This window comes from Streptomyces exfoliatus (genome assembly GCF_000725545.1).
In the GTDB taxonomy this organism is placed as follows: Bacteria; Actinomycetota; Actinomycetes; order Streptomycetales; family Streptomycetaceae; genus Streptomyces; species Streptomyces exfoliatus.
In genome coordinates this window covers 133,841-157,101 of sequence record NZ_JNZP01000004.1, presented here as the reverse complement: position 1 = coordinate 157,101, position 23,261 = coordinate 133,841, and the positions used below count along the sequence as shown (strand labels likewise).

17 protein-coding genes are annotated in these 23,261 nt (G+C 72.2%); 15 read left to right on the top strand and 2 right to left on the bottom strand.

The genetic code is table 11. The annotated features are described in order from the left end of the window. Positions 1 to 110 precede the first annotated feature (110 nt). The 8 genes from IO20_RS0107010 to galE all read left to right on the top strand — a co-directional run bounded on the left by IO20_RS0107010 (position 111) and on the right by galE (position 13,443). Complete coding sequence (locus IO20_RS0107010) at positions 111 to 4,031, top strand: Rne/Rng family ribonuclease (RefSeq protein WP_030550507.1); 3,921 nt, start codon at positions 111 to 113, stop codon at positions 4,029 to 4,031. 240 nt (positions 4,032 to 4,271) lie between these two features. Further along, complete coding sequence (gene rplU / locus IO20_RS0107005; RefSeq protein ID WP_030217574.1) at positions 4,272 to 4,592, top strand: 50S ribosomal protein L21; 321 nt, start codon at positions 4,272 to 4,274, stop codon at positions 4,590 to 4,592. Between the two features lie 13 nt (positions 4,593 to 4,605). Beyond that, on the top strand, positions 4,606 to 4,860 hold the full coding sequence (gene rpmA / locus IO20_RS0107000) for a 50S ribosomal protein L27 (protein WP_030317577.1): 255 nt from the start codon (positions 4,606 to 4,608) through the stop codon (positions 4,858 to 4,860). 104 nt (positions 4,861 to 4,964) lie between these two features. Then, entirely contained in the window at positions 4,965 to 6,404 is a 1,440-nt protein-coding gene (gene obgE, locus IO20_RS0106995) for a GTPase ObgE (protein WP_030550505.1), read from the top strand. A 147-nt stretch (positions 6,405 to 6,551) separates the two neighbouring features. Beyond that, the gene (locus IO20_RS0106990) at positions 6,552 to 8,198 is read left to right on the top strand and encodes a glycosyltransferase family 2 protein (RefSeq protein WP_030550503.1); all 1,647 of its coding nucleotides are present in this window, start codon (positions 6,552 to 6,554) and stop codon (positions 8,196 to 8,198) included. 208 nt (positions 8,199 to 8,406) lie between these two features. Further along, complete coding sequence (locus IO20_RS0106985; protein ID WP_037634798.1) at positions 8,407 to 11,190, top strand: bifunctional glycosyltransferase/CDP-glycerol:glycerophosphate glycerophosphotransferase; 2,784 nt, start codon at positions 8,407 to 8,409, stop codon at positions 11,188 to 11,190. Further along, positions 11,183 to 12,337, top strand: coding sequence for a glycosyltransferase (locus IO20_RS0106980; RefSeq protein WP_030550500.1), 1,155 nt, complete (start codon positions 11,183 to 11,185; stop codon positions 12,335 to 12,337). Before IO20_RS0106985 ends, IO20_RS0106980 begins: the two co-directional genes overlap by 8 nt. A 113-nt stretch (positions 12,338 to 12,450) precedes the next feature. Then, entirely contained in the window at positions 12,451 to 13,443 is a 993-nt protein-coding gene (galE, locus tag IO20_RS0106975) for a UDP-glucose 4-epimerase GalE (RefSeq protein ID WP_030550499.1), read from the top strand. A gap of 70 nt (positions 13,444 to 13,513) precedes the next feature. Here galE and IO20_RS0106970 read toward each other — a convergent pair whose 3' ends face one another. Next, the gene (locus tag IO20_RS0106970; RefSeq protein ID WP_030550498.1) at positions 13,514 to 15,079 is read right to left on the bottom strand and encodes a DUF6056 family protein; all 1,566 of its coding nucleotides are present in this window, start codon (positions 15,077 to 15,079) and stop codon (positions 13,514 to 13,516) included. A 241-nt stretch (positions 15,080 to 15,320) separates the two neighbouring features. Here IO20_RS0106970 and IO20_RS0106965 point away from each other — a divergent pair, with 241 nt between their 5' ends. The 7 genes from IO20_RS0106965 to IO20_RS0106935 all read left to right on the top strand — a co-directional run bounded on the left by IO20_RS0106965 (position 15,321) and on the right by IO20_RS0106935 (position 21,964). Next, on the top strand, positions 15,321 to 16,316 hold the full coding sequence (locus tag IO20_RS0106965) for a glycosyltransferase family 2 protein (protein WP_030550497.1): 996 nt from the start codon (positions 15,321 to 15,323) through the stop codon (positions 16,314 to 16,316). Then, the gene (locus IO20_RS36295; protein ID WP_030550495.1) at positions 16,316 to 16,783 is read left to right on the top strand and encodes a GtrA family protein; all 468 of its coding nucleotides are present in this window, start codon (positions 16,316 to 16,318) and stop codon (positions 16,781 to 16,783) included. Before IO20_RS0106965 ends, IO20_RS36295 begins: the two co-directional genes overlap by 1 nt. Positions 16,784 to 16,907: 124 nt before the next feature. Further along, a complete protein-coding gene (gene proB, locus IO20_RS0106955; RefSeq protein WP_030550493.1) occupies positions 16,908 to 18,011 on the top strand; it encodes a glutamate 5-kinase in 1,104 nt (367 codons plus the stop codon). 157 nt (positions 18,012 to 18,168) lie between these two features. After that, positions 18,169 to 18,690, top strand: a complete 522-nt coding sequence (locus tag IO20_RS0106950) for a hypothetical protein (protein WP_030217537.1) — start codon at positions 18,169 to 18,171, stop codon at positions 18,688 to 18,690. Between the two features lie 162 nt (positions 18,691 to 18,852). Further along, a complete protein-coding gene (locus IO20_RS0106945; protein WP_030550491.1) occupies positions 18,853 to 20,136 on the top strand; it encodes a glutamate-5-semialdehyde dehydrogenase in 1,284 nt (427 codons plus the stop codon). 75 nt (positions 20,137 to 20,211) lie between these two features. Then, a complete protein-coding gene (locus tag IO20_RS0106940; RefSeq protein ID WP_030550489.1) occupies positions 20,212 to 20,781 on the top strand; it encodes an SCO2584 family spore wall biosynthesis protein in 570 nt (189 codons plus the stop codon). A gap of 88 nt (positions 20,782 to 20,869) precedes the next feature. Beyond that, positions 20,870 to 21,964 carry an SCO2583 family membrane protein gene (locus IO20_RS0106935; RefSeq protein ID WP_030550487.1) on the top strand — a complete coding sequence of 365 codons (1,095 nt, stop codon included), beginning with the start codon at positions 20,870 to 20,872 and terminating at the stop codon, positions 21,962 to 21,964. On the opposite strand, the gene IO20_RS0106930 is transcribed toward IO20_RS0106935, so the two are convergent. Continuing rightward, positions 21,949 to 23,085 carry a M48 family metallopeptidase gene (locus IO20_RS0106930; protein WP_030550484.1) on the bottom strand — a complete coding sequence of 379 codons (1,137 nt, stop codon included), beginning with the start codon at positions 23,083 to 23,085 and terminating at the stop codon, positions 21,949 to 21,951. The two genes, IO20_RS0106935 and IO20_RS0106930, sit on opposite strands and share 16 nt — an antisense overlap. Between the last annotated feature and the right edge of the window lie 176 nt (positions 23,086 to 23,261).

Sequence of the window (23,261 nt, the reverse complement as noted above, 5' to 3'; positions counted from 1 at the left end):
CCCGTGCGGCGCCCGCGCCCCGGACGGCGGCACCGCGCCACAGGCGCGATTCGTGCCGCCGGACCGGAACCAGGCGCGGCGCCCGGGAGCGTGACGGGAGAACCGCCCGCATGCCCGAGTCCAACGAAGACACCAATGCCCCCGGTGACAAGCTGCCGCCGCGCCGCAGGCGCCGCGCCGCTTCCCGCCCCGCCGGTCCGCCGGTGACGGGCGCGACCGCCGAATCCACCGAGACCGCGGTCGTCGAGACCGCACCGGCCGCCGCCGAGGCCGCCCCGGCCGCCGAGGCCGAGGCCGCACCCGCGCCGCGCACCCGCCGCCGGGCCACCCGCAAGGCCACCGCACCGGTCGCCGAGGCCGCCCCGGTCGTCGAGGCCGCTCCGGCCGCCGCCGTGGAGAGCCCGGAGCCGGTCGCCGAGACCGCCGCGGCCGAGGCTGTCGAGGAGGCCCCCGAGGCCGCCCCCGCCCGCCCGCGCCGCCGCGCCACCCGCAAGGCCACCTCGCCGGTGACCTCCCCGGCCGCCGCCGACGAGCCCGCGGAGGCCGTCGCCAAGGTGCCCGAGGCCGCCCCGGCCGTCGAGGCCGTCGTGGAGGAGCCCGCCGAGGCCGCTCCGCCGGCCCGGACCCGCCGCCGCGCCACGCGCAAGGCCACCGCTCCGGCCGGCGCCCCCGTCGCCGCAGAGGAGGCCGTGATCGCGGCTCCCGCAGAGCCGACCCCGGCCGCCGAGCCGGTCGCGCCCGCCGCCGAGGTCGCGGAGGAGGTCGCCGCGCCCGCCCCGCGTACCCGCCGCCGTGCCACCCGCAAGGCCACCTCCCCGGAGGCGACCGCCGAAGCGACCACCGAGGCCCCCGCCGCCGGCGAGTCGCTGCCGACGTCGACCGTCGCGCAGATCGCCGCCGAAGAGGCCGAGGTCACCGCCGCCGAGACCGCCGCCACCCGTGGCCGCGGCCGTCGTCGCGCGACCTCCCCGCAGTTCACCTCCGAGCCGGCCCCGATCCGGGAGACGCGCCGCGCCGCGCGCCCCGCCGTCGCCGTCTTCCAGGCCCCGGTCTTCGCGGAGCCGATGTTCCAGACGCCGGAGACCGCGGCCGCCGCGGCCGCCGCCGGTGCGGTGGAGCCGGAGGACGAGGAGACGGTCGAGGAGATCGAGACCGTCGAGGCCGAGGCCGTGGAGGCCCCCGAGCCCGCGGAGACCGGCGGCCGTCGTCGCCGTCGCCGCCGTGGCGAGCCCGTCGCCGTCGAGCCCGTCCCGGCCACCGTCGCCGACGAGCCCGAGGTCGAGGCCGTCTCCGACGAGATCGACGAGACCGTCGAGATGGACGAGCCCGAGGCGGCCGAGGAGGCGGACGAGTACGAGGACCGTCCCTCCCGCCGTCGCCGCCGTGGCGGCCGTCGCCGCCGTCGCGGTGAGCTCGCCGAGGTCGACGAGGCCGAGGAGGGCGAGGAGCCGCACGCGGAGGACGAGACCGCCGAGGCCGAGGAGGGCGAGGAGGAGCCGGACGACGCCGACGCGTTCGCCGGCGGCTCCAGCAGCTCCCGTCGCCGCCGTCGCCGCCGCCGTCGCAGCGGGGACGCCTCCGCCGACGTCGAGGGCGCCGAGGAGGAGGGCGTCCGCACGGTCGTCAAGGTCCGCGAGCCCCGCCCGGCCCGCGAGAAGGCCGAGCCCGGCACCGGCGCCGACGAGGTCCAGTCCATCAAGGGCTCGACCCGCCTGGAGGCCAAGAAGCAGCGCCGCCGCGAAGGCCGCGAGCAGGGCCGCCGCCGCGTCCCGATCATCACCGAGGCCGAGTTCCTGGCCCGCCGCGAGGCCGTCGAGCGCGTCATGGTCGTCCGCCAGAACGGCGAGCGCACCCAGATCGGCGTCCTGGAAGACAACGTGCTCGTCGAGCACTACGTCAACAAGGAGCAGGCCACCTCGTACGTCGGCAACGTCTATCTGGGCAAGGTCCAGAACGTGCTGCCGTCCATGGAGGCCGCCTTCGTCGACATCGGCAAGGGCCGCAACGCGGTCCTGTACGCCGGCGAGGTCAACTTCGAGGCCCTCGGCATGGGCAACGGCCCCCGCCGCATCGAGACCGCCCTCAAGTCCGGCCAGTCGGTCCTCGTCCAGGTGACGAAGGACCCGATCGGCCACAAGGGCGCCCGTCTCACCAGCCAGGTCTCGCTGCCCGGCCGCTACCTCGTGTACGTGCCCGAGGGCTCGATGACCGGCATCAGCCGCAAGCTCCCGGACACCGAGCGCGCCCGCCTGAAGACCATCCTCAAGAAGATCGTCCCCGAGGACGCGGGCGTCATCGTGCGCACCGCCGCCGAGGGCGCGAGCGAGGACGAGCTGCGCCGTGACGTCGAGCGTCTGCAGGCGCAGTGGGAGGACATCCAGAAGAAGGCGAAGAGCGGCAACGCCCCGACGCTGCTCTACGGCGAGCCGGACATGACCGTCCGGGTCGTCCGCGACATCTTCAACGAGGACTTCTCCAAGGTCATCGTCAGCGGCGACGACGCGTGGGAGACCATCCACGGGTACGTCCACCACGTCGCCCCCGACCTGACCGACCGCCTGTCCCGGTGGACGAGCGAGGTCGACGTCTTCGCGACGTACCGGATCGACGAGCAGCTCATGAAGGCGCTCGACCGCAAGGTCTGGCTGCCGAGCGGCGGCTCGCTGGTGATCGACAAGACCGAGGCGATGATCGTCGTCGACGTCAACACCGGCAAGTTCACCGGCCAGGGCGGCAACCTCGAAGAGACCGTGACGAGGAACAACCTCGAAGCGGCCGAGGAGATCGTGCGCCAGCTGCGGCTGCGCGACCTCGGCGGCATCGTCGTCATCGACTTCATCGACATGGTCCTGGAGTCCAACCGCGACCTGGTGCTGCGCCGCCTCCTGGAGTGCCTGGGCCGGGACCGGACCAAGCACCAGGTGGCCGAGGTCACCTCGCTGGGCCTGGTCCAGATGACCCGTAAGCGGGTCGGCCAGGGCCTCCTGGAGTCCTTCTCCGAGACCTGCGTCCACTGCAACGGCCGCGGTGTCATCGTCCACATGGAGCAGCCGACCACCGCCGGCGGCGGTGGCGGCGGCAAGCGTGCGAAGAAGCGCGGCCGCGGCGGCGCCGAGCACGTCCACGAGCACGAGCACGAGCACGCCGAGGCGACGGAGGCCGAGGCCGACGTCCTGGAGACCGAGGCCGAGGTCGCGGCCGAGCTGGCCGCCCCCATCGCGCTGCCCGAGCCGATCGCCGCCGACGAGGAGCTGTACGGCTCCATCGCCGAGGCGGAGGCCGCCGCCACGCGCGGTCGTGGCCGCCGTCGCGCCACCCGCAGGGTGTCCGCGCCGGTCGCCGCGCGGCCGGTCGTGGAGACCGAGGCGGTCGACTTCGAGGCGAAGCCGAAGGCCGAGCCGACGCGCGAGTCGAAGCCGGAGCCCGTCGCGGCGCCGGAGCCGGTCGCCGAGCCGGTCGTCGAGCCCGTGGCCGAGCCGGTGGTCGAGGAGACCCCGGCCCCGGCCCCGCGTGGCCGTCGCCGTGCCACCCGCCGGGCGACCTCCCCGGTCGTCTCGACCACGGAGCCGGCCACCGAGCCGGCCCCGGAGCCTGCCGTCGCGCCGGTCGCCGAGACCGCCCCGGAGCCGGAGCCCGCCGTGGCGCCGGTCGCCGAGCCCGTCGTCGAGGAGGCCCCCGTGGCCGCCCCGCCGCGTGCCCGTCGCCGGGTGGTCCGCAAGGCCACCGCGCCCGCCGGTTCGCCCTCGGGCGCCGAGGAAGCGGCCGTCGTCGTGGTGACCACGGCCCCGGCCGAAGCCGCCGAGGCGCCCGCGGAGGCCGCGGAAGCGGTCACCGAGGCACCCGCCGAGGTCGAGGCCGCCCCCGCCAAGAAGACGGCGGCGCGCAAGACCGCGGCGAAGAAGGCCACGGCCAAGAAGGTCGCCACCAAGAAGACGGCGGCGACCAAGAAGACCGCGGCGAAGAAGACCACCGCCAAGAAGGCCCCGGCCAAGAAGGCGGCGGAGAAGACCGCCGCCCCGGCCCAGGACTGACCGGCGGGTACGGGCCGTCCCTCCGGGGGCGGCCCGTACCGCACGGGCGAATTTGACCCCCCGAGGCAGCCGCCCGTAACCTAGACCGTCGGCGTGTCTGTAGATACGCCACGCCTCTGAGCACCTCCCTCCCGCTCGTCGGGAGAGGCCGCTCGTCCGATTCCGGAACGCCGCGGGCCCTCGGGTCCGTGTGAGTGGCTGGCTTCAGAGGTTTCGATCCCGAGTGAGAGAGAGATCCGCGTGTACGCCATCGTGCGCAGCGGTGGTCGCCAGCACAAGGTTGCTGTCGGCGACATCGTTGAGGTTGACAAGATTTCCACTGCCAAGGTTGGCGACACGGTCGAGCTCTCGACCCTGCTCGTTGTCGACGGCGACGCCGTGACCAGCGACCCGTGGGTCCTGGCCGGCATCAAGGTCACGGCCGAGGTCGTCGACCACCACAAGGGTGTCAAGATCGACATCCTGCGTTACAAGAACAAGACCGGCTACCGCCGTCGCCAGGGTCACCGTCAGCAGTACACGGCGATCAAGGTCACCGGTATCCCCGCGGCTGCGAAGTAAGAGGGACTGAGACATGGCACACAAGAAGGGCGCATCGTCCACCCGGAACGGGCGCGACTCCAATGCCCAGCGGCTCGGCGTGAAGCGCTTCGGCGGTCAGGTCGTCAACGCGGGTGAGATCCTGATCCGCCAGCGTGGCACCCACTTCCACCCGGGCTCCGGCGTCGGCCGTGGCGGCGACGACACGCTGTTCGCCCTGCAGGCCGGTTCGGTGCAGTTCGGCACCCACCGTGGCCGCAAGGTCGTGAACATCGTTCCGGTCGCCTGATCGGTTCTTTGCGGAGGCGGACCTCACTTCCCGTACGGGAAGCGGGTCCGCCTTTCGCGTGTTACTAGATAGACATTCCGCACGTATGTAATGGAGGCACAACCATGACCACCTTCGTGGACCGCGTCGAGCTGCATGTCGCCGCGGGTAACGGAGGCCACGGCTGCGCCTCCGTTCACCGGGAGAAGTTCAAGCCGCTCGGCGGCCCCGACGGCGGCAACGGCGGCCGTGGCGGCGATGTGACCCTGGTCGTCGACCAGGCGGTCACCACGCTCCTCGAGTACCACCACTCCCCGCACCGCAAGGCCACCAACGGCCAGCCCGGTGCCGGTGACAACCGCTCCGGCAAGGACGGCCAGGACCTGGTCCTCTACGTGCCCGACGGCACCGTCGTCCTCGACAAGCAGGGCAACGTGCTCGCCGACCTGGTCGGCCAGGGCACCACCTTCGTCGCCGGCCAGGGCGGCCGCGGCGGCCTCGGCAACGCCGCGCTGTCCTCGGCGCGCCGCAAGGCCCCCGGCTTCGCGCTCCTCGGCGAGCCGGGCGAGGCGCGGGACATCGTCCTGGAGTTGAAGACCGTCGCCGACGTGGCGCTCGTCGGCTACCCGAGCGCCGGCAAGTCCTCGCTCATCTCGGTCCTGTCGGCCGCCAAGCCGAAGATCGCGGACTACCCCTTCACCACCCTGGTGCCGAACCTCGGCGTCGTCACGGCCGGCTCGACGGTCTACACGATCGCCGACGTGCCGGGCCTGATCCCGGGCGCCAGCCAGGGCCGCGGCCTGGGCCTGGAGTTCCTGCGCCACGTCGAGCGCTGCTCGGTCCTCGTGCACGTCCTGGACACGGCGACGCTGGAGTCCGACCGTGACCCGGTCACCGACCTCGACATCATCGAGGAGGAGCTGCGGCAGTACGGCGGCCTGGAGGACCGGCCCCGCATCGTCGTGCTCAACAAGGTCGACATCCCGGACGGCCAGGACCTCGCGGAGATGATCCGCCCGGACCTGGAGCAGCGCGGCTACCAGGTGTTCGAGGTCTCCGCCGTGGCCCGTCTCGGCCTCAAGGAGCTCTCCTTCGCCCTCGCCGGCATCGTCGCCGAGGCGCGCGCGTCCAAGCCGAAGGAGGAGGCGACCCGTATCGTCATCCGCCCGAAGGCCGTCGACGACGCGGGCTTCACGGTCACGTACGACGAGGCCGAGGACGTGTACCGGGTGCGCGGCGAGAAGCCGGAGCGCTGGGTCCGCCAGACCGACTTCAACAACGACGAGGCCGTGGGCTACCTGGCCGACCGCCTCAACCGCCTCGGTGTCGAGGACAGGCTGATGAAGGCGGGCGCCCGTGCGGGCGACGGCGTCGCCATCGGCGCCGAGGAGAACGCGGTCGTCTTCGACTGGGAGCCCAGCATGATGGCCGGCGCCGAGATGCTCGGCCGCCGTGGTGAGGACCACCGGCTCGAGGCCCCGCGTCCGGCCGCCCAGCGCCGCCGCGATCGCGACGCGGAGCGCGCCGACCCGGACCGCGAGTTCGACGAGTTCAACCCGTTCTAGCGGGCGGGGCGGTCCGCCGCCCCTCGGCTCAGCGGCCGGGCACCTTCGGGGGCCCGGCCGTTTCCGTGTTCCGTGCGGGCCCGGCTGGGCGATCCGGTCGGACTCCGGTCCTCCGGAGGCCGTTCGGGGGACACGTAGGATTCACGGGTGAGTGAGACCCCCCAGCCGCAGACCCCCACGCGCGTCAGCGCTGTCAGCGTGATCGTCATCGCGTACAACGACGCGGCGCACGTCGGCGACGCCGTCCGTTCCGCTCTCGCCCAGGGCGAGGCGGTCGGCGAGGTGATCGTCGTCGACGACGCCTCCGGGGACACGACCCCCGAGGTGCTCGCAGGGTTCGCCGACGAGCCGCGGGTCCGGCCACTGATCCGGCGGGAGAACAGCGGCGGCTGCGGCACTCCCCGCAACGACGGCATCGCCGCCGCCGTCCACCCGTACGTCCTGTTCCTCGACAGCGACGACCTGCTGCTGCCCGGGGCCGTCGACGGACTGCTCGCCGTCGCCGCCGAGCGGCGCGCCGACGTCGTCGCAGGGATCTGCGTGCGACGCGAGCTCCCCGAGGGCCGCGAGACCGTCTGGGCGCCCTCGCTGTACGACGTGTCCCAGGGCGCCACGCTTCCCGGCACCGTCCTCGACGGCGTCGAGGAGCACCCGGAGTTCGTCCTCGACACGCTCTCCGTCAACAAGCTCTACCGCCGCGACTTCCTCGACCGGCACGCCATCCGCTTCCCCGACGGCGCCTTCCACTACGAGGACTTCGTCTTCAGCGCCCGGGTGCAGGCCGCCGCCCCCCGGCTCGCCGTCACCGACGTCCCCGTCTACGTGTGGCACGTACGGCGGCAGGCCGCCACCCTGTCGATCTCGCTGCGCCGCGCCTCCCTGGCCAACTGGGAGCACCGGATCGCCGCGCACGCCGCCGTCCTCGACGTGTTCCGTACGGCCGGCCGCCCCGCGCTCGCCCGCGCCGCGCAGACGAAGTTCCTCGACTACGACCTCCCCATGTACCTGCGCGAGCTGCCGCAGCGGACGGCCGCCTACCGGGCCGACTGGTGGACGGCCACCCGCGCCCACCTGGCCGGGTTCGAGGCCGAAGCGGTCGCCGGCGCCCAGGCGCCGTCCCGCTGGCTGCACGCCGCGCTCATGGCGCTCGCCGTCGTGCCCGAGGGGTGGGAGCTGACCCGGTTCGTCGAGCTGGCCGCGCCCCTGCCCCGGCTCGTCCCGCCGTACCCGCGCGCGGGCGACGGGACGCCGGTCCTCGCCGCCGCGCCCGCCGACGTTCCCCTGGAGGGTCTCGCGGAGATCGCGCCGGCCGAGCTGCCCGTGGCGGTGGACGGTTCCGTGACCGTCGGCGCGTCGACCCGGCTGACCCTGACCGTTCACGATCTGTACGGGCGCGTCGCCGAGCTGCGCCCCACCGCCGTGCGCGTGGTCTTCACGGAGCGGGTCTCGGCGGTCGAGGTGGAGCTCGACGCGCCGCTGCTCCCCACCGACGAGGGCTGGACGGCGACCGTGTCGCTGCCGACCGCGAAGCTGCTCCGCGCGGGCCGGCTCGCCGCCTGGTCGCTCCGCGCGGAGCTGCGGTGCGCGACGGGCACGATCGGAAACGCCGAGGTCAGGGCACCGCAGGGAGCCGTGGACCGGCGTGGCATGGTCCTCGGGCGACTGGGCCGGGTGCTGCTCGTCCAGGTCGTGGCGTCGGCGCGGCGCGGCCTCGTCCTGCGGTTCGCGGGCGGCGTGGTCGGCGCCCGGCAGGTGGTGTCGGGCCGCTTCCGGAGGCTGCTTGCGATGCGGTGAACATCACCGAAGGTCCGGGAGAGCAGGTATGGAACAATTCCTCCTGCCGGGTAATCTTTCCGGTCGCCGGGTGGCGCCCATGGAACACGCGGGGCGGCACCCTTCACCACTGAAGGCAGTAGTGCGCCATCGACCATGGCGCAGGCAGCGCCGCGCCTGGCCGGAACGCGTGCCAGTTGTTGCCGCCCGCACTTGTGAGAGGACTTGGATGCCGACTAGCGACGTCCCTGATGTGAGCGTCGTCGTCATCGTCTACAACGATGAGGAACGGCTCCCGCGAGCGGTTGGGTCTCTTCTGGACCAGACCCTGAACAACCTCGAAGTGATCATCGCCGACGACTGCTCGACCGATGGCACCGAGCGGGTCGCGCGCGCCCTCGAGGCATCCGACCCGCGCGTGCGCTACGTACGCCTGGAGCAGAACAGCGGCGGCTGCAGCGCGCCCCGTAACCGCGGCATCGAGGTCGCGCGCGCGCCGTACGTCATGTTCCTCGACAGCGACGACGAGCTGCCCCGGCACGCGTGCAAGAGCCTGATGCTCGTCGCCGAGGAGACCGGCGTCGACTTCGTCACCGGTGAGGTGACCCGCCTCTTCGAGGAGTCGAACACCACCGGCCTCTGGTACCCGCACCTCTTCACCGAGAAGCGGGTCGTGAACGGCATCGCCGAGCGCCCCGAGTACTTCTTCGACCACCTGTCGACGAACAAGCTCTACCGGACCGCCTTCATCCGGGACAACGCGCTCACCTTCCCCGAGGGCATCCACTACGAGGACCAGCTGTTCTCCGCGCAGGCCTTCTCGCTCGCGGAGTCCTTCGCCGTCGTCCCGTGGTCGGTCTACACCTGGCGACTGGCGCCCGAGAGCGTCTCCATCTCCTCCAGCCGTCACAAGATCCAGAACGTCGCGGACCGCATCGGCGTGGCCCGGCTCATCGACACCTGGTTCGCGGAGAACGGCCGTGCGGAGCTGCGCCCGGAGAAGGACTACAAGTTCCTCCGCCACGACTTCCGGCTGTACCTGGGTGACCTGCCGTTCCGCGACGCCGACTGGGTCGCCGAGTTCGCCGACGTGGTCAACCCGTACCTGGACGAGATCTCCGACGAGACCTACGCCCGGCTCTCCCGCGAGGAGCGCATCTGCATCCACCTGCTGCGCACCGGCCGCCTGGACGAGCTCCAGGTCGCCGCCCGCCAGCTGGGCCGGCCGCAGCTCGCCCCGCGCTTCGTGACGGAGGACGGCGAGGTCACCTACTGGGGTGCCGTCGCCCCCGCCGACGACGCGAGCCGCAGCGAGCTGGACATCAGCGAGTGGTACATGCGTGACCAGGTGCTCGCCACCGGCCGCATCCGCCACGAGCTGACCTCCGTGTCGATGCGGGGCCCGGTCCTGCACCTGGAGATCCGCACGTACGACCCGGCCGGTCTGATCACCGAGGGCACCAAGGCCTCGGTGAAGCTGGCCGCGCACAAGACGCCGCTCACGGTGCCGCTGACCCTCCACCCGGAGGGCGAGGGGCAGTACGTCTCCAAGGCCGCGCTCGACTTCCGCAAGGTGCCCGTCGGCAAGGTGGGCGTGGCGACCCGACGCCACCCCGTGGTCTCCCTGGAGCGCGACGGCGGCCGCCGTACGGACATCCTGCTGGCGAAGCACGACCAGCCGGACTTCCGCGCCACCGTCACGTACCACACGTTCGGCATCCACCACCTCCGCGTCAAGGCGGAGCAGAAGGGTGCCGGACGCCTCGAGGTGACCTGGCAGCGGTCCGGTGTCCTGAAGTCCCTCGAACCGCTCGGCCCCTACGCCCGCAAGGCCAAGGGCAAGGTGGGCAAGGTCAGGAAGATCCTCGTCGGCAACGAGGGCAAGGCCACCGCGTACGACGCCGTGTCCAAGCTCCCGCGCAAGCGCAGCCTCGCCGTGTTCGAGGCGATGGAGGGCCGCGGCTACGCGGACAGCCCGCGCTACATCTACGAGGAGCTGAAGCGCCGTAACCTCCCGATCGACGTGGTCTGGGCGTACTCCGGCGACCGTTCGTCGTTCCCCGAGGACGTCACCCTCGTCAAGCGCGGAAGCTTCGCGTACGGACGTGCGCTGGCCCGCGCCACCTACTGGGTCGACTCGCACAACCTGCCGTACCTGTACCCGAAGCCGAAGGGCACCCGGTACCTGCAGACCTGGCACGGCCAGACCTTCAAGGCGATGGGCTTCGACGTGCCCTCGCTGCGCGGCGCGTCGGACATCGAGAAGGGGCGCTTCCGCTCCGCGGTGGGCCGCTGGGACGCGCTCGTCTGCCCGAGCGCCGAGTTCGAGCGGACCTTCGTCCCGGCCTTCGAGGTCTCGGCCGAGCTGATCCGCTCCGGCTACCCGCGCAACGACGTGCTGGTGCGCTGGGCCGAGCCCGAGCAGAAGGCCAGGGCCGCCGCCGTCCGCGAGGCCCTGAACATCCCGGCCGACAAGAAGGTGCTGCTCTACGCGCCGACGTTCCGTGACGCGGCCCGCCGCACCGGCCAGTCGGTGCGCGTGGACTTCGAGTCGCTGGCCCCGCACCTGTCCGACGAGTGGATCATCGTCGTGAGGACCCACCCGTACGACCGGTTCAAGATCGCCCCGGAGCTGGGTCACTTCCTGCGCGACGGCTCGTCCTACGCCGACATCAACGACGTGATGCTGGCCTCGGACGCGGTCCTCACGGACTACTCGTCGCTGATGTTCGACTACGCCAACACGGGCCGTCCGATAATCCTCTACACGGACGACTACGAGGCGTACAAGGGCGGCGACCGCGGCACGTACTACGACCTCGAGGAGATCGCGCCGGGGCCGATGGTGACGACCACCGAGGACCTCGCCGCCGCCGTGCGGGACCTGGAGGGCACCCAGGAGCGCCACGCCCAGCGGTACGCGCGCTTCCAGGAAATGTTCTGCTCGTACGAGACCGGCCACGCCAGCAAGATGGTGGTCGATGCTTTTTTCGAAGGCGGCACCCATGACTGAGGCATCCCCTGTCCGCAACGTGTTCTTCGTCGGCATCGACGTCGACTCGATGGGCGGATCCCAGCGGGTGCTGCACACCCTCGCCCAGGGCATGGGGGAGCGGGGCCACCGCGTCGAGCTGATCGGCATCCGGCCGAGCCCGGAGCCCTTCCCGTACAACGCCACGCGCGCGTACCGGCACTCGACGCTCTACCCGGCGCCCTCCGAGCCCAAGCCGCCCGTGCGTACGGTCGGCGACCGGATCAGCCTGGCCCGGCGCGCCGACGCCCGGCGCGCCCGGGCCGACCGCGACAACGCGCGGGCGGAGTTCGAGCGGAAGCTGGCCGAGGTCGAGGACGGCTACGTCGTCTTCGGCTCGCCGTGGGCGGTGGACTGGGTGATGCCCCTGAAGTGGCGTCACCTCAAGGGCATCGGGCAGTACCACGAGTCCTTCGCGCAGGCGAAGCGGAGCGCCAACCTGGGCCTGATCCGGCGCCACTACCCGGCGCTCGAACAGACCCTGGTGCTCTCCGAGGGCGACGCCGTCGAGTTCGTCAACCAGCGCGTGCCGAACGTGCGGGTCATGCCGAACCCGCTGCCGTTCTTCCCTGACGAACTGGCCCCGCTCGACACCCGCAAGATCGGCGCGGTCGGCCGGCTCGACCCGATCAAGCGGTACGACCGCATGATCGAGGCCTTCGCGCAGGCGCACAAGGGACGCGACGGCTGGGAGCTGCACCTCTTCGGCGAGGGCCCGCTGGAGGGCGAACTCCGGATGCGCGCCGAGGACCTCGGCGTCGCCGAGCAGGTCGTCTTCCGGGGCACGGCGCAGGACATGGCCGCCGCCTACCGCGAGCTGTCCGTCGTCGCGATCAGCAGTGAGCGCGAGGGCCGCCCGATGGCGCTGGCCGAGGCCGCCGCCTGCGGTGTGCCGTGTGTGAGCTTCGACGTCTCCGGCGGTGTCCGGGAGCTCGTCGCGGACGGCGTCTCCGGCACCCTGGTGCCGCCGGCCGACGTGCCGGGGCTCGCCGCCGCGCTCGGTGAGCTGATGGACGACGGCGACATGCGTCAGCGGTACGGCAGGGCCGGGCGCGAGCACGTCGCGCACCTCGCGCTGCCACACGTGCTCGACCAGTGGGAGGCGGCGTTCGAGGAGATCGAGCGCTAGACCCGCGTGACGCCGAAGCCCCGCCCGACCGTGTGTCCGGGCGGGGCTTCGGCGTGTCCGGGGCCACTTCCCGGCCTCCGGGAGGGCCCGGAGGCTGTGGCTACACTGTCGGAATGACCTGGCTCATCACCGGCGGCGCCGGTTACATCGGTTCCCACGTCGTCAAAGCAATGACCGAGGGCGGCGAGCACGTCGTCGTGGTCGACGACCTCAGCACCGGCAACCCGGCGCGTCTTCCCGAGGGCATCGTCCTCGAAGAGGGCACGGTCCTCGACCGCGCGTTCCTCGACCGCGTGCTGCGCGAGCACCAGATCAAGGGCATCGTCCACCTGGCCGGCAAGAAGCAGGTCGGCGAGTCCGTCGAGAAGCCGCTGTTCTACTACCACGAGAACGTGACGGGTCTCCAGACCATCCTGGACGCGGCGGCCTCCGCGGGCGTGAAGAGCTTCCTCTTCTCCTCCTCCGCCTCCGTCTACGGCATGCCCGACGTGGACCTCGTCACCGAGGACACCGAGTGCCTGCCCCTCAGCCCGTACGGCGAGACCAAGCTCGTCGGCGAGTGGATGGCGCGCGCCGTAGGCAAGGCCCACGGCCTGTCCACGGCCTGCCTGCGCTACTTCAACGTGGCGGGCGCGGCGACCCCCGAGCTCGCCGACACCGGCGTCTTCAACCTGGTGCCGATGGTCTTCGAGCGTCTCGACGCCGGCGAGTCCCCGCGCATCTTCGGTGACGACTACCCGACGCCGGACGGCACCTGCATCCGCGACTACATCCACGTCGCCGACATCGCGGACGCGCACCTGGCCGCCGCCCGTGCGCTCGCCGCGGCGGGCGAGGCCGGCGAGACCGCCACGCTGACCCTGAACATCGGGCGCGGCGAGGGCGTGTCGGTGCGCGAGATGGTCGACCTGATCAACGAGATCACCGGGCACAGCGTCGAGCCCGTGGTCACCCCGCGCCGCCCGGGCGACCCGGCCCGTGTGGTGGCTTCGGCGGAGCGCATCGAGTCCGAGCTGGGCTGGAAGGCGCAGCACGACGTCCGCACCATGATCAGCTCGGCCTGGGAGGGCTGGGGCGCGAACCGCGCGGCCCGCGCGGCCGTCTGACGGTCGACGCTCTTCTCGAAAGCGGGGCGCCCCGGGTCCGGGGCGCCCCGCTTTCGCCTGTCCGCAGGTCTCAGGGCCGGTGGATGCGGTCCACGCCGTAGTACGTGGCCGTGCACCGCGCCGCCCAGTCCCGCTCGTACGAGGACGCGAAGAGGGGTTCGGTGAGGAGTCCGATGAGGAGAGGCTGGTACGCGACCTCGCGGGCGCCCGCCGCCACCTCCTCCCGGATGCGTGCGTCCTGGCGGTCCCAGGCGACGGCGCGCACCACCGTGCTCGTGGTCAGGTCGTACACCGGCCGCACCAGGGCGGCCGTGCTGCCGACGGCGACCGCGCCGACCGCCACGAGGACGGCGACACGCCCGGCGGGGCGGGGGCGGGCGGGCGCCAGGAGGCGCCGTCCGAGAAGGTGGCCGCCCCACGCCCCGTACGCACAGAGGGCGAGCAGTAGCGGCAGGAGGAAGCTCACCCAGGCCCGGCCGTACGACCAGCCGCCGTCTCCGTAGCCGCTGCGCAGTCCGAAGACGACGGCCAGGGAGGCGAGGGCGATCAGCGGCAGCGGCAGGAGGACGGCGATGCGGAGCAGGGCGCGCGGGGGGAGGCCCGTGGGGCGGCGCCGGGCGCTCCCGGCCAGGCAGGGGCCGGTCGCGGCGAGCGCCAGGCCGAGCAGCGCGCCGACGGCGACCGCTCCCAGGTAGGCCCACTGGCCGCCGACCGTCAGCCAGAGGCGACACCAGTCGCGAAGCGCCTCTCCGATCCCCTCGGCCGACAGATGCTCCTGCGGACGCTGAGCACGGCGCCAGCGCGCGCCCGGTGAGGTGTAGAGGAGGACGAGGCCGCAGAGGAGCCCGAGGCAGGCCGCCGAGCACCAGGTGGACACGTACCGGTCCCGCGCCCAGCCGAACCGGGGCAGGCAGAGGATGCCCACGGTGACCGCGAACACCCCGGCCACCAGGGCGAACGGTTCGCTCAGCATGCCGACCGCCGCCCCGATCAGGAGCACCGAGACCACCGCCGCGCTCCTGGCCCACCGCACACCGCGCCGCGCGGCCCAGACGGCGCCGAGCACGGTCCAGAGCCCGATCACGCTCGGCACGGTGTGGGAGATCGTGGCCGGCGCCCAGAGCAGGACCTGGTACGCGCGCGTACCGGCGAAGAACAGCAGTGCTTCGAGCATCAGGACCGCCGCCACGGTCGCCACGACCGGGAGCGGCAGTCGCAGGGCGCGCAGCACCTCCCGGGCGAGGAGGAACAGGCCGAGGCCGAGCGCGACCACGAGGAACGCGGGCAGCAGTTTCGGCCCGCGCATGTCGTCGGAGTAGAGCAGACCCGTCAGGAAGGCGTTGGTGACGCGCCCGTTCTGGGTGCGGTAGAAGTCCGCGGTGATGCCGAGGACGCCCATGTCCCGGCTCTTCCAGAGGGCGCACCAGTCGTCGGACGTGGGGCGTACGTAGAAGCCGAGGAAGGCGCCGACCGCGAGGAGCGCCCCGGTGCCGGCGGCGACGACGAGGGCGACCCCGCCCAGCGCCCGGCGCAGCCGGCCCCCGTGACCGGTGTCGCCGTCGGTGTCGGGGTCGGTGTCCTCTCCGTCCTCCGGTCTCCGTGCGTCACCGCGTTCCGAGATGGTCGTCCTGCTCACCGTGATCGCTCCCGCCGGCCCGTGGGTCGTCGCTATGGGTGACAAATGGTGTAAAAATGCCAGGTATATCAATATCTGGAGCGCATGCTTTGCTGCATGGACGACATGCCGACGGGGGGTGGCCACTCGGGAGACGCCGGGCGGTCACCGCCACTCCGTACCCTGGCCGCGCTGCTCGAAGGAGAGTTCGGTGGCGGTCCCTCAGGACGTACTCTCGCCCATCCCTCTGGAGTGACCGTTCATGACCAGGCTTTCCGTCGTCGTCCCCTGCTTCAACGAGGAGGACGTCGTCGACCGCTTCGACGCCCGGATGCGTCAGGTGCTCGACACCCTGCCGGTCGGCTACGAGATCTGCTACGTCGACGACGGCAGCTCCGACGGAACGCTGGACAAGCTCCGCGCCATCGCCGCCCGGCACCCGCACCGGACCCAGTACGCCTCCTTCAGCCGCAACTTCGGCAAGGAGGCCGCCATGCTCGCCGGCCTCCGCAAGTCCACCGGTGACGCCGTCGTCATCATGGACGCCGACCTCCAGCACCCGCCCGAGCTCCTCGCGCGCATGCTGGACCTGCACCACCAGGGCCACGACCAGGTCATGGCGCGCCGGACCCGCGAAGGGGACAAGAAGCTCCGCTCCGCGCTCAGCCGCGTGTACTACCGGGCCGTCAACCGCTGGGTCGACGTGGAACTCACCGACGGCGTCGGCGACTTCCGGCTGCTGTCCCGCCCCGCCGTCGACGCCCTGCTCTCGCTGCCGGAGTACAACCGCTTCTCCAAGGGGCTCTTCTCCTGGATCGGCTTCGACACCGTCACCTTCGACTACCAGAACGCCGCACGCGAGGGCGGTGAGACGAAGTGGAAGTTCAGCTCCCTGGTCAACTACGGCATGGACGGGCTGATCTCCTTCAACAACCGTCCGCTGCGCATCGCCCTCTGGCTCGGGATGATGCTCACCGGCCTCGCCGCCGTCTACGCCGTCTGGGTGACCGCCGCCGCCCTGAGCCAGGGCGTCACCGCCCCCGGATACGTCACCCTGGTCGCGATCATCGTCGGTCTCGGGGGCGTGCAGATGGTGATGCTGGGGCTGATCGGGGAGTACATCGGCCGCATCTACTACGAGACCAAACGCCGGCCGCACTTCCTCGTGAAGGAGACCCACCGCTCCTTCGGACGCGGGGCCGCCGAACGCGCCGCCGCCGAGCGGATCCGCGTCCCGGCCACCGAGCGGGAGCACTGATGGGCGACGGCCCTGGCACGGCGCGGCGCGCACGGTTCGCCGAGATCTTCCGCTTCGCGCTGGTCGGCGGTGTCAACACCGGTACCTTCTTCGGGTGTTACCTGCTGCTCCACCCCTGGATGCCGTACTTCGCCGCGTACTCCCTCGCCTTCCTCCTCAGCATGATCGGCTCCTTCTTCCTCAACACCTACTTCACCTACCGCACCCGCCCGACCTGGAAGAAGTTCGCCCTCTTCCCCCTCACCAACGTCACCAACTACCTGGTGCAGAGCGTCGGTCTGTACGCGCTCGTCACCTGGGCCGGAATGGACGACAGGATCGCGCCACTCGTCGCGGCGGTCGTCGCCATCCCGTTCACCTACCTCATCTCCCAGCGGATCCTCGTCCCCCGGAACTCCGGGACGGATCCCGCCGCCTCGGGTCCAGGGACCGAAACGGACGAGCGGCGGCCCTCCCGGCTCGCGTAGATTGCCTGGCAGCCGCGGCCGGCGAGAAGCGTGCGGCGCGCGGGAAAGCCGAGTGAGGACGACGCAGGTGGCGGCACAGGTGACGACGCGGGTGACGGGACAGACGGACGTGGCAAGGCAGTACGTGACGGAGGCCCGCAGGATCGTCGTCAAGGTCGGCTCGTCCTCGCTCACCACGGCCTCCGGGGGACTCGACGCCGACCGCGTCGACGCCCTCGTCGACGTGCTCGCCAAGGTGCGCAGCGGTGGCGAGAAGGAGATCGTCCTCGTCTCCTCCGGCGCCATCGCCGCGGGTCTCGCCCCGCTCGGCCTCACCCGCCGCCCCAAGGACCTGGCCCGTCAGCAGGCCGCCGCCAGCGTCGGCCAGGGCCTCCTCGTCGCCCGCTACACCGCCTCCTTCGCCCGCTACGGCGTCCGCGTCGGACAGGTCCTCCTCACCACCGACGACACGAGCCGGCGCGCGCACTACCGCAACGCGTACCGGACCCTCGACCAGCTCCTCGCGATGGGCGCGCTGCCCGTCGTCAACGAGAACGACACCGTCGCCACGGACGAGATCCGCTTCGGCGACAACGACCGGCTCGCCGCCCTCGTCGCGCATCTGGTCCGCGCCGACCTGCTCGTCCTGCTCTCCGACGTCGACGGTCTCTACGACGGGGACCCGTCCAAGCCCGGCACGTCGAGGATCACGGAGGTCACCGGGCCCGAGTCCATCGCCCACGTGGAGATCGGCTCGGCTGGCAAGGCGGGCGTCGGCACCGGCGGCATGGTCACCAAGGTCGAGGCCGCCAGGATCGCCGCGGCCGCCGGTATCCCGGTGGTCCTCACCTCCGCGAGCCGCGCCGCCGACGCCCTCGCCGGCCGTGACACCGGCACGTACTTCCACCGCACCGGCCGCCGCTCCGCCGACCGGCTCCTCTGGCTCGCCCACGCCTCCACCCCGCAGGGCTCCCTCACCCTGGACGACGGAGCCGTGCGAGCGGTCGTCGAGGGCAAGAAGTCCCTGCTCGCGGCCGGTGTCGCGGGCGTCGAGGGCGACTTCGTGGCCGGCGACCCCGTCGAACTCCGCGACACCGCGGGCCGCGCCGTCGCCCGCGGCCTCGTCAACTTCGACGCCAAGGAGATGCCCCGGATGCTCGGGCGCTCCACCCCCGAGCTCGCCAAGGCGCTCGGGCCCGAGTACGACCGCGAGGTCGTCCACCGCGACGACCTGGTCGTCATCCGCTGACCCTCGCTCCCCTCCTGAAACGGCTGAAAGTGCGGCCATCCGGAAGGGACGTTTACCAAAACCGCCCCAAGTGCCGCCTCGGACTGGTCAACTTTGTCTCGGGGGTAAGAGAGCAGGGCGGGGTACAGCACCACACGCATCACACAGGAGGCCGCCGGTGAGACGAGCGCGCCCAGGGGCACCGCCCCGAGGGACTGCCGAACGCGCCCTGACCAGTGTCGAGGCCGGAGCCGACTTCGACGAGGCACGGGACAGGTCCACGGACAGAAAGACCGAGACCACCACCGAGACACGAGAGGTTCGCGAGACGCGTGAGGCACGCGTCAGGGAACAGCCCGTGTCCAAACTCTGGCACATCACCCTCAGCGTGTCGGGTGTGGAGTCGCCGCTGAAGGAGGTGCGCCGCGGGCTCGAACAGCTGGCCCACGACCACCCCTTCCTGCTGACCAGCCGGTACGCCAACGACCACGCCGAGATCAGGTACTGGGAGGAGGCCCGCGACCTGCACGACGCCGCGGCCGTCGCCCTGCGCCTCTGGGGCGAGCACCGGCAGACCGCCAAGCTGCCGCCATGGGAGATCGTCGGTCTCGAGGTCATCGACCGCGAGACCTACCACCAGCGGATCGCGGAGGGCTACGGCCCGCCGCCCGCCGCTCCGGTCGGCGTCCACCCGTACTGACCGGCTGACCGCTGACCTGGCCGGCTGACCGCTGACCTGACCGGCTGACCGCTGACCGGCGAAGGCGCTTCCCCCGGGACAGTCGTCTCGCCGTCGGGGACGCACGTCTCGGAGTGCGGGATACGTGAGGGATGTCCGCAGGGCTGCCAGTACCCTGCGGGCATGACCTCGCTCACGCCCCTCGACAACCTCTCCCCGGTCACCCGGGCCGCCTACCGGGCCCGTGGCGCCGCCGCCGAAATCGCGCCACTCCCGCGCGCGGCCAAGGACGACGCCCTGCTGGCGATCGCGGATGCCCTCGAAGTCCGCACCGCCGAGATCGTCGAGGCCAACGCCGAGGACATCGCCAAGGCCCGCGAAGCCGGGACCAGCGAGGCGATCATCGACCGGCTCACCCTCACCCCCGAGCGCGTCCGCGCCATCGCCGCCGACGTCCGCGACGTCGCCGCGCTGCCCGACCCCGTCGGCGAGGTCGTCCGAGGCTCGACCCTCCCCAACGGCATCGACCTGCGCCAGGTCCGCGTGCCGCTCGGCGTCGTCGGCATCATCTACGAGGCCCGCCCCAACGTCACCGTCGACGCCGCGGCCCTCTGCCTCAAGTCCGGCAACGCCGTCCTGCTCCGCGGCTCGTCCTCCGCCTACGCCTCCAACAACGCCCTGGTGAGGGTCCTGCGCGACGCCGTCGGCGGGGCCGGCCTGCCCGCCGACGCCATCCAGCTCGTCCCCGGCGAGTCCCGTGAGTCGGTCCGCGAGCTGATGCGCGCCCGCGGCCTCGTCGACGTGCTCATCCCGCGCGGCGGCGCCTCCCTGATCAAGACGGTCGTCGAGGAGTCCAGCGTCCCCGTCATCGAGACCGGCACCGGCAACTGCCACGTCTACGTCGACGCGCAGACCGACCTCGACATGGCCGTCGACATCCTGATCAACTCCAAGGCCCACCGGGTCAGCGTCTGCAACGCGGCCGAGACCCTCCTCGTCCACCAGGACGTCGCCGCGGCCTTCCTGCCGAGGGCCCTCGACGCCCTCGCGGAGGCCGGTGTCACCGTCCACGCCGACGAGCGGGTCCTCGCCCTCGCGGAGGGCTCCAAGGCCACCGTCGTACCGGCTACGACCGAGGACTGGGAGACCGAGTACCTGTCGTACGACATCGCCGCCGCCGTCGTCGACTCCCTCGACAAGGCCGTCGAGCACATCCGGACGTGGTCCTCCGGCCACACCGAGGCGATCGTCACCACCTCGCAGGCCGCGGCCCGCCGCTTCACCCAGCTGGTCGACTCCACCACGGTGACCGTGAACGCCTCCACCCGGTTCACGGACGGCGGACAGTTCGGCTTCGGCGCGGAGATCGGGATCTCCACCCAGAAGCTGCACGCCCGGGGCCCCATGGGCCTTCCGGAGCTGACCTCGACCAAGTACATCGTCACCGGTGACGGTCACGTGCGGTAAACACTCCTTTCGGTACGGGCGGGGAGGTCTCGCATCTCCCTGCCCAAATCCACCTCGCGGGTCTACTCTGAATCCGTGCCGGACGACGTGGGGGGCAGGCCGTTCCAGGACGGCGGGGACCCCGAGGACTCTGTCGACCGCGGAGGCGCCGACGAGGTCTACGCCGACGTGGTGTTCGACGAGGACTTCGTGCGGGCCGCGGCCGTTCACGAGCCGACCGCCGTGGAGCGCCTCCTCGCCGCCGCCCAGGCCCGCGCAGAGGCGGAGGCCGCCCGGGCCCGTGCCGGCGGCGGACCGGGCGAGGACGACCCCTACGAGGGCCCCCACGACCACACCGGCCTCACCTACGAGCCCGACGACATCGGTGACGACGCCAGCCCCTACGGACGCCACGGCGGCGCCCTGCGGCCCTACCGGGGCAGCCCGCGCTGGCACCGGCCCGTCGCCTGGCTCCTCGCGCTCCTGATGGGGATCGGCATGGTCGCCCTGGCCTTCAGCGCCGTCTACCGGGGAGCCGCCGCCAACCGCCAGGACCAGGTCCCCCCGCCGGCCACCACCGGCGTCGACACCCCGAGTCCGAACCCGGCCCCACCGGTCCCACCGGCCGCCCGCGAACCTGTGGCCCGGTCGGCGTCCGCCGAGTAGCCCGCCCAGTAGCCCTGACGGCGGATTCTTCCGAACTCGGCGTGTACCTGGGCGTTTACCGAGGCCCCCGCAGACCTACCCTGAAGGTATGGCAGGGCGTGGCGACCCGCCTGAGGGGACGCCCGAGGGGTTCCCCGGCGGTGGTGAGGACGAATACCGATCCGTCGTCTTCGACGAGGCGTTCATCCGTGCTGCCCGCCTCCAGGAGTTCTCGGCCCAGGAACGGCTGGGTGAGCACTCCCAGGCCGTCCGCAGCCGCACGTACGCCGGCTCCGGGGAGGGCCGCAGCGCCTCCCGCCAGGCCGTCCTGCTCGTCCTGCTGATCCTCCTCGCCTTCGGCACCGCCATCTACCTGGGCGTCCGCAACCCGTACCAGCCCCCCGTCGACCAGCGGGCCGAGCCGCTCAGGACCGCCGTGGTCCCGCTCGCCCCCCAGGGCCCCGTCGTGGGCGGCGCGCCCGCCCGACTCTTCGACCACAGCCCGGCCGCCGAGTACCGCACCGGGGCCGCCGGCATCAACCTGCCCGTCGTCGGACGCACCACCCACTTCGCGGAGAGCCAGGTCGTCACCGCCCTCAGCATCGCCAAGGACTACCTGGTGGCCTCGTCCCTCGAACCCGACGTGCTGTCCGGGGCGACCGTGCGGCCCGCGCGCCTGCTGATCGACCCGGACCAGCTGCAGCAGTTCGACCGGAGCGTCGAGGCACCGGCCGACGACGGCCGCCACGCCCTCGCCGGCTGGCTCGTCCGCTTCGACCCGCGGCAGGTGGCCCTCGCGGACCCCGCCGTCCGCGTGCAGGGCACCCTCCGCTTCGAGGAGACCAGCCCCGACACGCTGGACGTCACCGCCGACCACACGTACACCTACGCCGTACGCCCGGCCGTCCAGGGCGCGGGACCGGTCGCCGAGGCGTCCCTCTTCACCGTCCACCGCGAGATGCACTTCCGCTTCGACCGGGAGGACCTGCGCATGCACCGGGCCGAGCTGATGACCAGCACCGTCGAGGCGGGCCCCCAGGCGTGCGGCGCGGACACCACCGGCGCCCTGAAGCCGCTCCTCGCCGGAGCACGGGTCCCCGAGGGGGACGGCGGCCCGGCGGTCACCGACCCCTACGCCACGGGCCGCCCCGCCGCGCCCTCGCTGTGCGGGGCGCTGGCCCCGAGGGCTCAGCCCTCGCTCTGACCGTCCCCGGAGGCGCTCCGCGGACCGCCTTCGCCGCCCTTGTCGTCCGCGGCCGCAGCTCCGCCGTCGGCCGGCTTCGCCGGGCCCTGACCGCCGCCGAACCGGCTGCGCAGCCGGCCGCCCAGGTCGCCCGCCAGGTCACCGGCGCCCCCGGCTATGTCCCCGACGAGCTTCATCAGCGGATCCTTGCTGGTCCGCACCGTGTCGGCGTAATGCCCCGCCGACTCGCGGAAGGAGTCCGTGACCGAGGTGTCCTTGTCCTCCGAGCGCTTCGGGTAGTGACCGTCCATGATCCGCTGGAAGTCGCGGCTCTCCGACCACTTCCTCAGCTCCGCCGCCCGGACGGTGGTGAAGGGGTGCGTGCGCGGCAGCACGTTGAGGATCTTCAGGACCGAGTCCCGCAGGTCCCCGGCCTTCTCGTACTCGTCGGCCTGCGCGAGGAACGCGTCCACGTTCATCTCGTGGAGGTGGTTGCCGCCCGCGATCTTCATCAGACCCCGCATCGAGGCCTGCGGGTCCTGTCCGACGAGGAGCCCGGCCCGGTCGGCGGAGAGCTCCGACTTCCGGAACCACTCGCGCAGCGCCGTGACGATGGCCATGATCGCCACGTTCCCCAGCGGGATCCAGGCGATCTTGAGCGCCAGGCCGGTGAGGAAGAGCAGCACCGTGCGGTACACGGAGTGCCCGGAGAGGGCGTGTCCGACCTCGTGGCCGACGACCGCGCGCATCTCCTCCTCGTCGAGGAGCTCCACCAGACCGGTGGTGACGACGATGATCGGCTCGTCCAGACCGATGCACATGGCGTTGGGCTTCGGGTCCTGCGTCACGTACATCGGCGGGACCTTCTCCAGGTCCAGGATGTAACAGGCGTCCCGCAGCATGTCGTTGAGATGGCTGAACTGCGCGTCGCTCACCCGGACGGAGTCCGAGAGGAAGAGAAGTCGCAGGCTGCGCTCGGGCAGCAGCCCGCTGAGCGCCTTGAAGACCGTGTCGAAGCCGCTGAGCTTGCGCAGCGCCACCAGCGCCGAGCGGTCGGCCGGATGCTCGTAGGCCCGCGAGGAGATGCCGGGGAACCGCTTCCGCTGCCTGCTCGGCACGTTCCCCTGGTCGTTCTCGGTCATGGATGCCCCCTGTTCGTACGAGTCGGTGCTCGTCCCCCTGACGCACCTCAGCCTAGGCGTTGGCGCCCTCGCGTGCCGGAGCCTGTGGATAACCCCGGCACCGCGGCGGACGGCAGCGTGGGCGGCGGCGCGGACGGCGGCACGCGGCGGGACGCCAACGCCTGAGTCGGCGTGAG

Bases quoted from the DNA above. Each gene is read 5' to 3' on its own strand.
- IO20_RS36295 (WP_030550495.1), top strand. From the start codon at position 16,316: ATGGGCGACGGCCCTGGCACGGCGCGGCGCGCACGGTTCGCCGAGATC.
- IO20_RS0106935 (WP_030550487.1), top strand. From the start codon at position 20,870: ATGGCAGGGCGTGGCGACCCGCCTGAGGGGACGCCCGAGGGGTTCCCC.
- obgE (WP_030550505.1), top strand. From the start codon at position 4,965: ATGACCACCTTCGTGGACCGCGTCGAGCTGCATGTCGCCGCGGGTAAC.
- IO20_RS0106965 (WP_030550497.1), top strand. From the start codon at position 15,321: ATGACCAGGCTTTCCGTCGTCGTCCCCTGCTTCAACGAGGAGGACGTC.
- IO20_RS0106985 (WP_037634798.1), top strand. From the start codon at position 8,407: ATGCCGACTAGCGACGTCCCTGATGTGAGCGTCGTCGTCATCGTCTAC.
- galE (WP_030550499.1), top strand. From the start codon at position 12,451: ATGACCTGGCTCATCACCGGCGGCGCCGGTTACATCGGTTCCCACGTC.
- IO20_RS0106930 (WP_030550484.1), bottom strand. From the start codon at position 23,085: ATGACCGAGAACGACCAGGGGAACGTGCCGAGCAGGCAGCGGAAGCGG.
- IO20_RS0107010 (WP_030550507.1), top strand. From the start codon at position 111: ATGCCCGAGTCCAACGAAGACACCAATGCCCCCGGTGACAAGCTGCCG.
- rpmA (WP_030317577.1), top strand. From the start codon at position 4,606: ATGGCACACAAGAAGGGCGCATCGTCCACCCGGAACGGGCGCGACTCC.
- IO20_RS0106980 (WP_030550500.1), top strand. From the start codon at position 11,183: ATGACTGAGGCATCCCCTGTCCGCAACGTGTTCTTCGTCGGCATCGAC.
- IO20_RS0106945 (WP_030550491.1), top strand. From the start codon at position 18,853: ATGACCTCGCTCACGCCCCTCGACAACCTCTCCCCGGTCACCCGGGCC.